The organism is Parabacteroides provencensis, assembly GCF_900232875.1.
GTDB lineage: Bacteria > Bacteroidota > Bacteroidia > Bacteroidales > Tannerellaceae > Parabacteroides > Parabacteroides chinchillae.
In genome coordinates this window covers 1182109-1197566 of sequence record NZ_LT960488.1, presented here as the reverse complement: position 1 = coordinate 1197566, position 15458 = coordinate 1182109, and the positions used below count along the sequence as shown (strand labels likewise).

Sequence of the window (15458 nt, the reverse complement as noted above, 5' to 3'; positions counted from 1 at the left end):
ATAATATGTATTACCCATTTAATAAATTTCTTCTTCGTACCCCTCACTATCCTTTTTGTTATTTGGGGAAAGAGGCAATAGGTAAAATATCTTCTAATAGAGAGATTCTAGAAGCCATTTATCTAGCTTCTCCTGTATTGTATAAAGAATTAAAGAAGTTAGAGAATAATGAAATTAAAAATTCAAAAGAGAAAGATCGCATATATCATTCTTTATATAAATACATTAGTAGAATGTCTACTCGTTGTACTCCATTTGGATTGTTTGCGACTTGTTCTATAGGAGAAATCGGAGACAAAACAGAAATTATATTGGACGATCATATCAAAAAACATATGCGATTAGATATGCATTATTTATGTACTCTCTCTCAAACATTAAGTCAATTATCTGATATTAAAAATAAAATAAATTATTTTCCAAATACAAGTTTGTACAAGATTGGAAAAAAATATCGATATATTGAATATCAATACCTAAATAAAAAGCGAGTACATCAAATATCATCTATTGACAGATCTGTTTATTTAGATTCTATTTTAGAAAAAGTAAAGGAAAGAGTCAATACAAAAAATTTAGCAGACTATTTGATAAGCCAAGGTATTTCAGAAGAAGATAGTGTGAATTTTATTGAAAAGTTAATAGATTCACAGATTATAGTTCCAGAGATAAGCCCTATGATTACGGGAGGTGATTATCTTTCATTTTTAGTCAATCACTTAGATTCTATATGTTCTGAAGAAAAAATAATTCCGTTGATAAAAGAGTTAAAAAGCTATATTGATAAATTGAATTGTAAACAAGAAAACACTTTTATTTTATATAAAAAAATAATTGAAGTTATCACTCAAACAGAAGTTCCTTATGAAGAAAATTTTTTATTCCAGGTGGATACTTATAGAAATACATCTTCTGCTATTGTTAGTAAAGAAATTATTAGTGAGTTACAATCTTCAATGTTATTTCTAAATAAAATTACTTCAGTTTGGCAAAATGAAAATTTATCTAAATTTCAGCAAATATTTTCTACTCGCTATGAAGATCGGGAAATTCCGTTAATGGAAGCCCTTGATCCTGACTTGGGAATCGGTTATCCGATAGGTGCCGATGCAGGTGATATAACGCCATTGCTGGACAATTTTACTCTCCCTATACAATCCTCACTCAAAAACTACCAATCAACCCCCTTTCAATCTCTTTTATTATCAAAAATACTGGCATCTTCATCCAGCAACAAAAAGGAAATTATTTTCACAGACAATGACATTAAGCCATTCAAGGAAAATTGGGAAGATTTACCCCTAACTTTGTTTTGTATGTTTGAAATAATAAAAGAAGACTCTACAGGGATGTTAATTAAGTTAAATTCATGTAGCGGAAGCTGTGGAGCTAATTTGCTTGCTCGTTTTTCCCATATTAATAATAAGATTGAGAAATGGGTCAAGGATATAACAGAAAAAGAGCAGGAATTAATGCCAGATGTAATAATAGCAGAAATTGTCCATTTACCTGAATCAAGAGTGGGCAATATATTATCTCGTCCACATATTCGTGATTATGAAATCATTTATTTGGCAAATTCAGATTTACCAAATAAGAATCTTATTCATATGTCGGATTTAATGTTATCTGTTCGCCAAGGAAAACTCTATTTGCGTTCCAAAAAACTGAATAAAGAAATCATCCCTCGTTTAACAACTGCTCATAACTACCATATCAATTCTATGCCAGTTTATCAATTTCTATGCGATTTACAAATGCAAAACAAAAGAGGGGGGGGACATTTTGATTGGGGATATTTAGGAAATGAATTACAATATTTGCCACGTATTCGATATAAAAACACCATTCTTTCTTTAGAGACATGGAAGATCAATACAGAAGAATTAAAGTATTTATTTTTGATAAAAGATAATAATCAACTAGTTATAAAAAGTGAGCAATGGCGAAAAAAGTATCAACTACCTCGATATGTTTTATTGTCTGAGGGTGATAATGAATTATTTATTGATTGGGAAAATGCGTTAAGTATTCGTGCTTTTTTTTCAACGATCAAGAATAAACAAAAAATTTCTTTTACAGAATTCATTTACGATTCAGAAAATGTATTAGTAAAAGACAAAAATGGAAATGGATATTTAAATCAATGTATCATATCTTTTTATAAAGATTCTTATTTGTAAATAATATTTTTTGAAAGTTTTTATTTGCTGAGATGTTTTTAATATTAACAATAAAGTGCTACGATTTAAATGTTTTTGTAATAAAATGAATACAGTATACCGCACTTTTATGCCAGGAAGCCAATGGTTTTATATAAAAATCTATTCTGGTATAAAAACAACAGAAACTATTTTAATTAAAGAGATTTATTCACTTATAAAAACAGCTAAAAATCATCAATGGATCGATAAATGGTTTTTTATTCGCTATGCAGATCCGGATCCCCATTTGCGCGTTCGTTTTTTACTAAAAGAAAAGCAAAATGTAAACAATATACTTAGTTTGTTTCATAAAAAACTAAATTGGGCCGTTCAAGAAAATATCATTTGGAAAGTACAAATAGATACATATAATCGAGAATTGGAACGCTATGGAAATCATTTAATTGAAGAAACTGAATCTTTCTTTTGGATAGATAGTGAAACGACTTTATCTATAATAAGAAAGATAGTGTCTTTCAATAATGAAAACTATCGGTGGATGATAAGTTTAAAAATGATTGATTGTTTATTATCAGATTTTTCATTAAATATTATGGAAAAACATCGACTTATGGAAACATTAAGTCATTCTTTTAAAACAGAATTTGGATTTAATGACTACAATTCCAAACAATTTAATATAAAGTTCAGAGAAAAGAAACATATTATAGAATCAATATTAAATAATACAGTTAATGATCAAAATTTTGTATCATTATATAATCTGCTACAAGATAGATCAAAAAGTTTAATACCAGTCTTTGAATTAATAAAAATGAAATCTAAAAAGAAAAATCTTAATATGACTTTGAATAACTTATTGGCAAGTTATATTCACATGATGCTTAATAGACTTTTCCGTTCAAAAAGTCGTATGCACGAATTAGTACTGTATGATATAATGCGTAGATATTATACAAGTGAGATAGCTAAATTAAAGTTCAATAGAGAATAATTTTTTATATTATACTCAATATGATGTGATAAAAGCGAATTCTATTATAATGAATATTACATAATTGCAGCAAACTGGATTAATCCTGAGTCTGCAGAAGCTTCAGATAAAGTAGATTGGAAGTTTGGCTAGGGGCTTTATTTTAGTGACAAAAAAGACATTGCTCAATACTATACCAAAACAATTGGAGAAAAGATGGAACAAAATTCAATGCACTTCTTATATGGAATGCACAAAAGGGTAGTTTTGAATTTAACCAAGAAAAAGAAAAATAGAATCATGAAAACTATAAAGAAAAAACATATACAGGAAAAATCAAGCGCATCAAACAAACAGATTTCTACCCTCTTTCAACATTTCAATATGCTTTCTTCTATTACTATAGAAAGCTTTTATGTACTGGATATATATCGTAGAAACTATTTACACAAAATACAGACACGTTTTGAAGAAGGTATTATGCATGAAGATGAATTATGGTGTCCTGTAGTTCTCTGTCAAGCTGAAAAGATCATAATTTCCGATATCGGATTTTACTATTACCGCCAAAACGTAGAATCGGTTATGCATACAACAGGCTTACTCCGGAGATTGAAATCTTTGTTTTGTGTTACCGACAGATTGGTTAAATATGCCGATTTATACAACTTTTCAGAAGAAAATAGAGAATTGACAAGCTGGTGGTACGTAAATATTTTCAGACTTTATTCAATGGCATTCCGGTTACTTTCTCAGGTTAAAGATTCTTCCTATATAGTGCCTAAGCACCATTTGGATCGTTTTTGGCGTGGTTGCGAGTTAATGATTCCGGATTCATTACAAAGATGCAGAGATTATTACTGCAATGCGGAAGCCGGACTGAAAAAATATATAGATTGGCGTATGTCTGATTGGGTAGCTCCCATAGACTTTCAAATAAAAGCCGGGAAGAAATTGGCATTAATATACAATATGATATATAGTGAAGATTTATTGCCGAGAATTGAAGATATTCCCATTGATTGGGTGATAACGACCGACCGCAAATACTTTCAACAGGCTGCTTTAATTGTCTTCCATCTTCCTGGTTTATATCAAGAATTAGAAACGGATTTGGATAAACAGGAGGGACAAATGTGGATTAGCTGGTTTTTAGAGTCGGAAAAAATGACCCGCTGATTAATGATCCGGAAATCAAGGATGTATTCGATCTGTCGATAAGTTATTGTAAGGATAATGAACAAAAAGAACATCCATTAATATATTTGTGCCGTAACTATCCTATCATAGATCCGTAAGCGGCCGACCAACTTCGACTATTAATTTTCTATCCGCTTTTTAGTTATAAACATAGAGGCTTAGTACATTATCCGAATATTTTTGCAGGTTTCGAAATCTTTATTACTTTTGTTAATTAAAAAAACGGCAAATATAAACGTACAACTATGGTAGATACAAAGCAACATGTAAAAGCATCGGAAGATAAAATGAAGTTCGCAATAGAATACCTTGACGAACAATTGTCTCATATCCGGGCCGGCAAAGCAAATCCGAAAATTCTGGATTGTGTAAAGGTCCCTTATTACGGTAGTTTGGTTCCGCTTACCAATGTGGCAACTGTAACCGTACCTGATGCAAAAACAATCATGATTACTCCTTGGGAAAAAAAGATTATTCGTGATATAGAGAAGGCTATTTTAGATTCTGAAGTAGGTATTACGCCGGATAATAACGGAGAGATTATTCGTTTGGGAATTCCTCCTCTGACAGAGGAACGTCGCCGTCAGTTGGCAAAACAATCAAAACAGGAAGCTGAGAGTGCAAAAATCAGTATACGTAATGCACGTCGTGATGCAATCGAAGCTTTGAAAAAGAGCGTTAAATCTGATGGTGTACCTGAAGATGTAGAAAAAGATGCAGAAGGGGAAGTGCAAAAGATACATGATAAATATATCAAGAAAGTGGAAGAAATCTACGCCGCAAAAGAAAAAGAAATAATGACCGTATAAATAAGCTGGCAGTTGACAGTTGACAACGTTTTATATTTACCTGTCACTTGTCAACTGTCACTTGTCAACTGATATGAGAGGGTTAGTAATAAAAAACACAGGTAGTTGGTACACTGTTCGTACGGAAGACGGACGCGATATCGAGAGTAAGATCAAGGGAAACTTTCGTTTGAAAGATATTCGCAGTACCAACCCTATAGCTGTGGGCGACCGTGTGGTGATAGATATAAACCAGGAGGGAACCGCTTTTATTTCTGAAATTGAAGACCGTAAGAACTATATTATACGCCGAGCATCTAATCTTTCCAAGCAATCTCATATCATTGCTGCAAATCTGGATCAGGCAATGCTGATCGTTACAGTAAACTATCCTATTACAACTACTATATTCATTGATCGTTTTTTAGCAACAGCCGAGGCTTACCGCGTCCCCGTGAAACTGGTATTTAATAAAGTGGATCGTTATCGTGGCGAAGATCGTGAATGCCTGGAAGAACTTATTAAGCTTTATACAAAAATTGGTTATCCCTGTTCTAAATTGTGTGCTCGTACAGGGGAAGGATTGGATGAGCTAAAGGCTGAACTGAAGGATAAGATTACACTTCTGTCTGGACATTCGGGAGTGGGTAAATCTACTATAATTAATACAATGGTTCCGGGGGTGAATTTACGGACAGGTACGATTTCCGAATACCATAATAAAGGAATGCATACTACAACATTCTCTGAAATGATTCCCTTACCGGATGGTGGCTATATTATCGACACTCCGGGCATTAAAGGTTTTGGAACAATAGAGATGGAAGGTGCAGAAGTGTCCCATTATTTTCCGGAGATTTTCAGTTTTTCTTCCGAATGTAAATTTAGTAATTGTTCGCATCGGCATGAGCCGGGTTGCGCTGTGCTTAAAGCAGTGGAAAACCATCGCATCAGTGAATCCCGCTATAAGAGCTATCTTAGCATTCTTGACGACAAGGAAGAAAGTAAATATCGCGAAGAATATTAATGCTCTATACAGCCGGTAAACTCATTCCTGTGATTTTACGGTACAAATCTAGTGCGTATACATCAGTCATACCGGAAATATAATCTAACACACATTGTATTTTGCCATAAGTGCTGGGCGCATTTGTGTTATATTGTTCAGGTATACGCTGCAGAAGCAATTTGCTATAAGCATGATCCTGATTCATGACTGCTTCCGTGAGGCTGTCTATCAGATGGCTGAAAATATGATACCCCGCTAATTCTATGTCAAGTACTTCTTTTGCTTTATATATCTTTTTGTAGGCTGTGGCGGAACATGTTTGATATGCTTCCTGCGCTTTCCCTGATATTTGTTCGATTAAAGGCGTATGATAAGAGCCATCCAGTAAGCCATTTTCATTTTCAAGGAACACCCGTGAACATTCGTCTACCAGCAATCCGATGATACATGAACGCAAGTAAGCTATCTGTTCGTTGGTATCATCTACCATTTTCATTATTTTTACAATATGTTCAAGACGCTCTCCTTCAAAAAAATTAAGTAGTAGATTGATAGCTTCTTCTTTTGTCAGGATATGTAATTTGCAGGCATCTTCTATATCCATAATTTGATAACAAATATCGTCGGCCGCTTCAACCAGGTATACCAGGGGATAACGGACAAACCTATTGTTGTTTTCTTTACTTTTACAAATGCCGAGTTCGTTTGCAATTTGCATATAAGTATCTTCTTCAGACTGGAAAAAACCAAATTTGCCTTTTGAGCCTGATTGAGTAGATGCGTATGGATATTTAATAATTGATGCAAGTGTACTGTAGGTTAAAGCAAATCCTCCTTTTCGTCTTCCTATAAATTGATGAGTTAGCAACCGCATAGCATTTGCGTTTCCTTCAAAATGGACGAAATCTTCCCAACGATTACCCTCTTTGCGAACTTTTTCCTCTAATTTTCTACCGTTTCCTTCCGAAAAATAGGCAGAAATAGCACGTTCGCCCGAATGTCCAAAGGGGGGATTTCCCATATCATGGGCTAAACATGCTGCAGAGACAATGGAGCCTATTTCCGGAAAGTTAATACTCCCGTTGGGATACTTTTGCATTAATCCTTTAGCTACATTATTACCCAGGGAACGTCCTACGCACGATACTTCCAGGCTATGTGTAAGTCTGTTATGGACAAAGATACTTCCGGGCAGGGGGAAAACCTGTGTTTTATTCTGTAGCCGGCGAAAAGGGGAAGAAAAAATTAAACGGTCATAATCTCTTTGGAAGTCTGTACGTTCATGTTTTCGTTCGTGATATTCTTCCATCCCGAAACGTTTTCCGGAAAGTAGTTGCGTCCAATTCATAATTTTCTGATTGTTTTTTCGATACACAAATGTATCGAATTAATCGTAAAGACAAGAAGTTGTAATGTGAAAGATATATTAAATGTAATTTTTTTTAGTCTTCTTAGAACTAAATCATAAAAAGATTTGTTCTTTTAAATATGTTAATAAATATGCCTGAAATGCACTTGACTTCAAGTTAAAATTATAAGATCATTAGAACATTTATGAGAAAAATGTTAGTAAATATTATTTTATATGTATATTTGCATCAGCTAAAATTAAAATCAACCATAGTTCTAAGAAGACTTGGCGCTCAAAATGTAAATTAAATTAGGACTTTGGTCTAAAAATTAATATGAAGAGAACTATATTTATTAACTCGCCTAAACAATCTAGCTTTATGAGAAAGAGCTTAATTTTATTTGTGCTGTTCTGTATAGGGACATGTACAAGTGTGCTATGGGCACAAAACAAAGTGAGTGGCGTCGTAATGGACAAAGATGCCAACATGCCGTTGATCGGTTGTAACGTTGTTGAAAAGGGAACAACAAACGGCACGGTTACCGATTTAGAAGGTAAGTATGTATTAGAGGTAGGTGCTAATGCCATCCTCGAATTCTCTTATTTAGGAATGGAAACCATTACAGAACCCATTAATGGCCGTTCCGTAATTAACGTAGACATGTACTCCGATTCTCAAAAGATCGACGAAGTTGTTGTTACTGCTATGGGTATCCAACGAAAAGCCAAATCGTTGACGTATGCAACCCAACAGCTTGCCGGTCAGGAATTGACACGTGCAAAAGATGCTAACCTGATTAACGCATTGCAAGGTAAAGCAGCCGGTATGGTAATTACCCCGAATGCTACCGGAGCAGGTGGATCTTCAAAAATTGTACTTCGTGGTAATAAGTCTGTTTATGGAAACAACCAGCCTTTGATCGTTATTGATGGTATTCCGATGAATAACCCTGAAACGACTCAGTTGTCTGGCGAATATGAAGGACGTGACGGAGGTGATGCTTTAGGTAACCTGAACCCTGACGATATTGCCAGCATGAACGTGTTGAAAGGTGCTTCTGCTGCTGCATTATACGGTAGTATGGCTGCCAATGGCGTTATCATGATTACAACTAAGAAAGGCCGTGATGGTGCTGCACGTGTAGATTTTTCTTCTAATATAACGTTAGAGACTCCACTATCATTACCCAAATTGCAAGGTCGTTATGGTGCTGTTAAAACAGGAGACCAGTTGAGCTTGATGAGCTGGGGAGAAAAGATTGCTGATAATGATAAGAAAGCAATGGATAATGTAAATGACTTTTACCGTACAGGTTCTACCTACATTAACTCTGTTACAATTAATGGTGGTACCGAGAAAATCCAGAGTTTCCTTTCTTATGCAAATACAACTGCGCTGGGCATTATGCCTACTAATGATTTTCAACGGCATAATATGTCAATGCGTGAAACATTCAACTTGTTTAACAATCGTTTGACTGTTGATGCTTCTCTTTCATACATTACACAAAAAGCAACAAACCGTCCTCATGGAGGTACGTATATTAACCCATTGACAGGTTTGTATACATTCCCTCAAAATGGAGATTTCGGTTATTATAAAAAGAATTTCGAAACGTTTGATGACTCACGTAACCTGATGGCTCAAAACTGGTATACTTCATTAGACGACTTTACAGCTAACCCATATTGGTTGCTAGAACGTGTTCAGGCTAAAGAAAAGCGTGATCGTGTGATGGCTTCGGCGACAGCTAAATTGAAGATTACTGATTATTTGAATGTTCAGGGTCGTTTGAGTGTTGATAATACATTTGATAAATTTGAACGTAAATGGCATGCCACTACCAATATCAACTGGGCGGCTCATGCTAATGGGCGTTTCCGTCAGGAACGTTTTGATGCAAAGCAATTCTATGGTGATTTCTTGATTAACTTTAATAAAACCTGGAATGAAAAATGGGAATTAAATGCTTCTTTAGGAACTAGTTTCATGGAATCTAAAGTTCAAAATACATTATTGGACAGTGATAAACTGGGTCTTATCGAGGCAAATTTCTTTGTGCCTGAAAATATTAATGGGAATGGTAACCAACGCATGAGTAATCCTCATAAACGATTGAATTCTGTGTTTGGAACAGTACAATTCGGCTTTAATGGTATGATTTATTTGGATGTGACAGGACGTAATGACTGGGCTTCCGCTTTAGCATATACACAGAACTATTCTTATTTTTATCCTTCAGTGGGTTTAACTGCTTTGTTGAATGAAATAATTCCGATGTCTGAAAAGATTAATCTGTTGAAGTTGCGTGGTTCTTATTCTGTTGTAGGTAATGATGTCCCTGCTTATATTACTTATCCAATGGATGGTATTAACTTAGGGCAACTAGAACCGAATACAAAGGAACCATTCTCTGAAATGAAGCCGGAAAAGATGCATTCTATGGAGTTTGGTCTTGATCTGACGATGTTCGATAATCGTTTTAACTTTGATGTTACATATTATAAGACGAATAATAAGAACCAATATTTTACTATTGATGCTCCGTTGGCTTCTGGTTATGAGCAATATTATATAAATGCCGGAGATATCCAGAACCAAGGTTTTGAAGCTTCTGTAAGTTATCGTTGGGATTTTGCTAAGGATTGGAGCTGGAGACCTGAGTTCAATATTTCATATAACGATAATAAGGTTAAGAAATTGGACGACCGTTTAGCTGATGGCGTACAAGTTGGTAGTGGTGCCGGTTATCGCTTTATGTTGAAAGAAGGCGGATCTTATGGTGATATTTATGGTAAAGATCTGAAACGTAACGAAGATGGTTCTATAGTCTTATCAGATAAGGGTGAGATAATGTTGACCGAAAATGAAGTTTATCTGGGTAATGTGAACCCTAAATGGCAAATGGGTTGGGGTAATACATTTACTTATAAAGATTTCTCGCTCTACTTTTTAATTGATGGAAAGATTGGAGGTAATACAATTAGTATGACACAGAGTTACCTGGATAGCTTTGGCGTAACAGAAGAGACAGCCAATGCTCGTGATAATGGTGGTGTTGATATAGGTAACGGCCAGAAAATGGATGCCCAGAAGTATTATTCTTCAACTTCTGGTAAAGAAGGTGCAAAAGGTAATTATGTATATTCTGCAACAAATTTCCGTCTGCGTGAATTGTCTTTAGGATATACATTCCGTAATTTGTTGGGAGCTTCCAAGAATCTAAACTTGTCATTTGTGGCTCGTAACTTATTCTTTATTTATAAAGACTCTCCTAATGATCCGGACTTATCTGTTTCTACTAATAATGCATGGAAAGGATATGATTCATTCGGCCTTCCTGCAACACGTAGCTATGGTATTAATTTGAAGGTTACATTCTAAAAACGTCTATCATTATGAAAAAGAATATATTTAAACAAATAAAAAACACATTGCCGTTTTGGGGAATTGCTCTTATAATGGGAGCAACGGCTTGCACGGATAATTTTGAAAATATCAATACAAATCCAAACGGTCTGGAGCCTTCACAGGTGAAAATCGCATCCCGTTTCAACCAACCGATAGTTTCTGTATATTTGAATTATCAAAATAGAAACTATGAATTCCAACTACAGCAAAATCTGAATGCAGATCTGTATTCCGGCTATATGGCTAATCCGACGCCTTTTAACGGAAATAAAAATAATTCAACTTATGCACTACAGGAGGGTTGGAATGAGACCCCATTCAAAGCTGGTGAACTTTATGTAATGAAACCTATCAGTGATATTCTGAAATCAACCGAAGCTTTGGATTATACTTCTATTGCTAAGATTATTCGCGTAGAAGCTATGCACCGGGTTGTAGATTGCTATGGACCTATTCCATATACAAAGGCTATGCAGGGAGGTTCATCTGTGCCTTACGACGATGTAGAAACGCTTTATAAAACTTTCCTTACAGAACTGGAAGAGAGTGTAAATGACTTAACTACTTTTGTTGATGGAGGTAATGCTGAATCTAACCGTTTGTCAGACTTTGATATAGTGTGTGGCTCGGATCATAAGCAGTGGATTCGCTTTGCTAATACATTACGTTTACGTCTTGCTATGCGTCTTTCTGTTGTTGCTCCGGAAATAGCACAAAAAGCAGCTGAAGCGGCCGTCGGCCATAAATATGGCGTATTGGTAGCTGGCAATAAAAATGTGGAAGTGATAGATGCAACATTAATGAATCCTTTGGCTGAATGTAATATTGGTTACAATGATATGCGTGCAGGTGCATCTTTGGTAAGTCTTTTGCAAGGGTATAGCGATCCGCGTTTACCAATCTATGTTACACAAGTTGGATGGTTTAAAGACAAAGGTGTAAGTCAGGATATAAAAGATAGCCAGGGTAAAAAAACGAATAAGATTGGCCAATATGTTGGTATTCGTCAGGGAACTCTGGTAGATAAGGATATTTATCAGGTATATTCTACTGTAAATATGTCTTTAACAACAAGAATGGCTGATTATACGGGAAATAATGTTCAATTGTCTAATCATTTGCCGTGGATGAAAGTTGCAGAAGCTTATTTCTTGCGTGCAGAAGGTGCTTTGCGTGGTTGGAACATGGGTGGTTCTGCAAAAGAATTATACGAACAAGGAATAAAAGTATCGTTCGACGAATACGGTATTCCTGCTTCGGAATATGCAAAGTATATTGAGAATAATACAGGTGTAGGAGCAGACTATGAAGATCCTCATAATGCAGTAAACAATATTAAAGGGCTTGATAAGTGTACTGTTAAATGGGACGAAGCGGCTTCAAAAGAAGATAAACTTCATAAGATAATTAACCAGAAATGGTTAGCTATGTATCCTGAAGGCCAGGAGGCATGGAGCGAATTCCGTCGTACAGGCTACCCTAAATTATTCCCGGTAGTGAATAACTTTAGCGCAAACATTGCAAATGGCGATTTTATCAAACGTCTTCCTTTCCCGCGTAATGACAAGAATGCTAATGCTGCTGAAGTTGAAAAGGCCAAAGCTTTGTTGAACGGTCCGGATAATGAAGCTACTCGTCTGTGGTGGGATACTGGTAGGAATTTCTAACCGGCATTTGGTTCGTAATTTATTATAACGGAAAAAGCCTGTCTGACAAAAAGAGTCGGACGGGCTTTTTTGTTTTATGGGTCTATAATGTAAATATATTCAGATAGGCAACTAAACCGAAAAGGATAGGCATCGGGATTATATTTGGTAAGCATTTGGTAATGTGGAACGATGGAGGGTATAATTTTATTCTTATATTTATACTCTAAACTAATTAGTGTTATGAAAAAATATAATTGTAACTTTTTCACTGTATGGTTATGCCTTTTGTGCTTACTTGTTCCGGTTCATATTAAGGCAATAGAAGTCATTAAGTTGCTTGAACCGGGTCAAAAAGTGTTGTTGAACTCCGGCTGGATTGCCCGAAGGGCAAATGAGGTAAAAGTAGATGGCAACACACTCTCGGCAGTCCCTTTTGATAAGGCAGGATGGCTATCTGCCCGTGTTCCCGGTACGGTATTGACTACAATGTTGGAGAATAAATTATTCCCCGCTCCGGAGTTTGGGGTGAATAATAACCTGATACCCGATATTTATGAAACAGGTTCCGGTTTTTATACTTTCTGGTTTGTAAAAGAATTTAAAACGCCCGACTTACCTCAGAATAAAAATGTATGGCTTAACTTCAGGGGAATAAATTATAAAGCGGATATCTTTCTGAACGGAAAACGTATCAATGCGACTACACATGAAGGAATGTTTCTTCGGAAAAGTTTTGACATAACTCCTTATCTTCGTTCCGATAAAGCCAATATTCTTGCTGTTATTGTATTTCCTCCTACTTATCCCGGAAACCCGAATGGCGGACAAGGTGGCGACGGAATGATTGCCCGCAATAATACAATGCAATATACCCCGGGCTGGGATTGGATTCAGCCGGTGCGTGACCGTAATACCGGCATTTGGGATGAGGTTTCTATTACGACAACAGGTGCGGTTAAAGTGGAACATCCTTACGTAATAACTAAAGTGCCCGGTATACGCAGTCCTAAAGATAAACAACAGGAGGATGCGTTTGTAAAAACCTCTGTGGAACTGGAAAACACTACAAACGTGCCACAGCAGGGTATGCTGGTCTGTGAAACAAACGGGCAAACATTGAAACAGTCTGTTTCTTTGCAGCCGAAAGAAAAGAAATGCATTGCGTTTAAAGATTTGAGTATAAGGAATCCGGAACTTTGGTGGCCTAACGGCATAGGTAAACATCCCCTTTATAGAATGGACATTCGCTTCGAGCAGAATGGACAGGTCAGCGATAGCGAAAATCTTCGTTATGGCATACGCGAAATCGCGACCGAAAAAGATCCGGTTACGGGTGGACGTATGTTCTTTGTTAATGGACAGAAAATTTATATTACAGGCGGAAATTATATCAACTCCGATTGGTTGCTTCGTCTTTCTCCCGAGCGTTACCGGGATGAGGTACGTTTCCATGCCGAAATGAATTTGCGTATGATGCGCGTATGGGGTGGGGCTTTGCTTGAGCGCCCTGAATTTTATGATGCATGTGACGAATACGGTATTCTGGTTTTTCAGGATTTATGGGGTAGTGGAGATTGCAACGGCGCCTGGGAAGACCCTACGAAACTGGAATCGCAGGAACGTCGTTGGGAATATCCGGATAATCATGATTTGTTCATAGCTTCTGTTGAAGATCAGGTAAAGATGGTGCGAAATCATCCAAGCCTTTGTTTCTGGTGTGGCGCGAATGAATGGCCTTTGGCAAAAGATATAGATGAAAAGTTGAAAACGGAAGTATTCCCTAAGCTCGACCCCGAACGTCTTTTTGCCAGTTTTTCTACAGATACGGTATTTACCCGCAATCTGTTAGGTGATAATGGAGATGGTCCTTACGGTATCCAGGAGGCAGAGTGGTTTTTTACTTTTCGTTCTCATCCGTTTAATCCCGAGGCCGGGTCGGTTGGTTCGCCGGAAATCGAAAGTATGCGCGAGATGATGACGGAGCAGGACTTGGCGGAATTTCCACGTAGAGGCCGGACGCGTAATTACGTGTGGCGCTATCATAAGGATTTGGGCTATCTGGATCAGTTGGAGCGTTTAGGTGAGGTGAAGGACATTGAGACGTATTGTAAGCATGCGCAAGTGGTAAACTATGATCAATACCGTAGTTTTATGGAAGGATGGGCTTCTAATATGTGGAAATGGTATACCGGCATATTGATATGGAAGACCCAGAATCCGTGGACTTCTTTGCGTGGCCAGATGTATGACTGGACATTGGATGTAAATGCTTCTTTATATGGTACGAAAAAAGGATGCGAACCTTTGCACCCCTTCTACAATCCGGTTGAAAAACAAGTAGAACTGTTGAATACGAATATCTACGATTGTAAAAATCTTTTAGTAAAGGCCGAGATTTATGATCGGGAAGGAAAACGTGTTTGGGAAAAGGAAACTATAGCCGATATGGATGCTAATACGGTGAAAGAATTGTTTACCGTTACCGAACCACAAAGCGTGAGCGGTGTTTATTTTCTGAAACTGACGCTTGCAGATAATGAGAGTAAAGAGCAGATTACGTCCAATATCTATTGGTTGACTACTTCACCAAAGGATTATACTACTTTATATCAGTTGCCAAAAACAACACCCCGTTTGCAAGCCAGATTGGTTAACGGTGGAGGTACTACTTACTCAGGAGTTGTTGAACTGGAGTCTGATAAGAATATATCTTTCTTCAATCGTATTAAAGTGCTTGATAAAGAAACCGGAAAGCGCATACTGCCTGTTCACTACTCCGATAACTATATCACATTGATGCCGGGAGATAAACAACAGGTAAAACTGGATTTTACTACATCTGTTCCTAAAGAAAGGATTGAGATAGTAGTGGATAGTTGGACAGCCGATCGTATGGTTTGTCTTCAATAGG

9 protein-coding genes are annotated in these 15458 nt (G+C 36.5%); 8 read left to right on the top strand and 1 reads right to left on the bottom strand.

From position 1 onward, the window contains the following. Positions 1–5: 5 nt before the first annotated feature. The 5 genes from CTY47_RS05280 to rsgA all read left to right on the top strand — a co-directional run bounded on the left by CTY47_RS05280 (position 6) and on the right by rsgA (position 6153). Positions 6–2183, top strand: a complete 2178-nt coding sequence (locus CTY47_RS05280) for a lantibiotic dehydratase family protein (protein WP_099463733.1) — start codon at positions 6–8, stop codon at positions 2181–2183. An 85-nt stretch (positions 2184–2268) separates the two neighbouring features. After that, on the top strand, positions 2269–3159 hold the full coding sequence (locus tag CTY47_RS05275) for a thiopeptide-type bacteriocin biosynthesis protein (RefSeq protein ID WP_099463732.1): 891 nt from the start codon (positions 2269–2271) through the stop codon (positions 3157–3159). Positions 3160–3438: 279 nt separating this feature from the next. After that, positions 3439–4317, top strand: a complete 879-nt coding sequence (locus tag CTY47_RS17065; protein WP_199163392.1) for a hypothetical protein — start codon at positions 3439–3441, stop codon at positions 4315–4317. A 266-nt stretch (positions 4318–4583) separates the two neighbouring features. After that, the gene (frr, locus tag CTY47_RS05265; protein WP_099463731.1) at positions 4584–5147 is read left to right on the top strand and encodes a ribosome recycling factor; all 564 of its coding nucleotides are present in this window, start codon (positions 4584–4586) and stop codon (positions 5145–5147) included. Between the two features lie 73 nt (positions 5148–5220). Further along, positions 5221–6153 (top strand): ribosome small subunit-dependent GTPase A, encoded by a 933-nt coding sequence (rsgA, locus tag CTY47_RS05260; protein WP_099463730.1) that lies wholly within the window; start codon positions 5221–5223, stop codon positions 6151–6153. 4 nt (positions 6154–6157) lie between these two features. On the opposite strand, the gene dgt is transcribed toward rsgA, so the two are convergent. Next, a complete protein-coding gene (gene dgt / locus CTY47_RS05255) occupies positions 6158–7483 on the bottom strand; it encodes a dGTP triphosphohydrolase (protein ID WP_099463729.1) in 1326 nt (441 codons plus the stop codon). 382 nt (positions 7484–7865) lie between these two features. On the opposite strand from dgt, the gene CTY47_RS05250 reads away from it, so the two are divergent. The 3 genes from CTY47_RS05250 to CTY47_RS05240 all read left to right on the top strand — a co-directional run bounded on the left by CTY47_RS05250 (position 7866) and on the right by CTY47_RS05240 (position 15457). Continuing rightward, positions 7866–10871, top strand: coding sequence for a SusC/RagA family TonB-linked outer membrane protein (locus tag CTY47_RS05250; RefSeq protein WP_158228504.1), 3006 nt, complete (start codon positions 7866–7868; stop codon positions 10869–10871). A gap of 14 nt (positions 10872–10885) precedes the next feature. Continuing rightward, positions 10886–12565, top strand: a complete 1680-nt coding sequence (locus CTY47_RS05245) for a SusD/RagB family nutrient-binding outer membrane lipoprotein (protein WP_099463727.1) — start codon at positions 10886–10888, stop codon at positions 12563–12565. A 222-nt stretch (positions 12566–12787) separates the two neighbouring features. Beyond that, positions 12788–15457 (top strand): glycoside hydrolase family 2 protein, encoded by a 2670-nt coding sequence (locus tag CTY47_RS05240; protein WP_099463726.1) that lies wholly within the window; start codon positions 12788–12790, stop codon positions 15455–15457. The last annotated feature ends 1 nt before the right edge of the window (position 15458 follow it).

What these genes read in the sequence shown, in the direction of transcription:
- CTY47_RS05280 (WP_099463733.1), top strand. Translation starts at nt 6, where the DNA reads ATGTATTACCCATTTAATAAATTTCTTCTTCGTACCCCTCACTATCCT.
- CTY47_RS05275 (WP_099463732.1), top strand. Translation starts at nt 2,269, where the DNA reads ATGAATACAGTATACCGCACTTTTATGCCAGGAAGCCAATGGTTTTAT.
- CTY47_RS17065 (WP_199163392.1), top strand. Translation starts at nt 3,439, where the DNA reads ATGAAAACTATAAAGAAAAAACATATACAGGAAAAATCAAGCGCATCA.
- frr (WP_099463731.1), top strand. Translation starts at nt 4,584, where the DNA reads ATGGTAGATACAAAGCAACATGTAAAAGCATCGGAAGATAAAATGAAG.
- rsgA (WP_099463730.1), top strand. Translation starts at nt 5,221, where the DNA reads ATGAGAGGGTTAGTAATAAAAAACACAGGTAGTTGGTACACTGTTCGT.
- dgt (WP_099463729.1), bottom strand. Translation starts at nt 7,483, where the DNA reads ATGAATTGGACGCAACTACTTTCCGGAAAACGTTTCGGGATGGAAGAA.
- CTY47_RS05250 (WP_158228504.1), top strand. Translation starts at nt 7,866, where the DNA reads ATGAGAAAGAGCTTAATTTTATTTGTGCTGTTCTGTATAGGGACATGT.
- CTY47_RS05245 (WP_099463727.1), top strand. Translation starts at nt 10,886, where the DNA reads ATGAAAAAGAATATATTTAAACAAATAAAAAACACATTGCCGTTTTGG.
- CTY47_RS05240 (WP_099463726.1), top strand. Translation starts at nt 12,788, where the DNA reads ATGAAAAAATATAATTGTAACTTTTTCACTGTATGGTTATGCCTTTTG.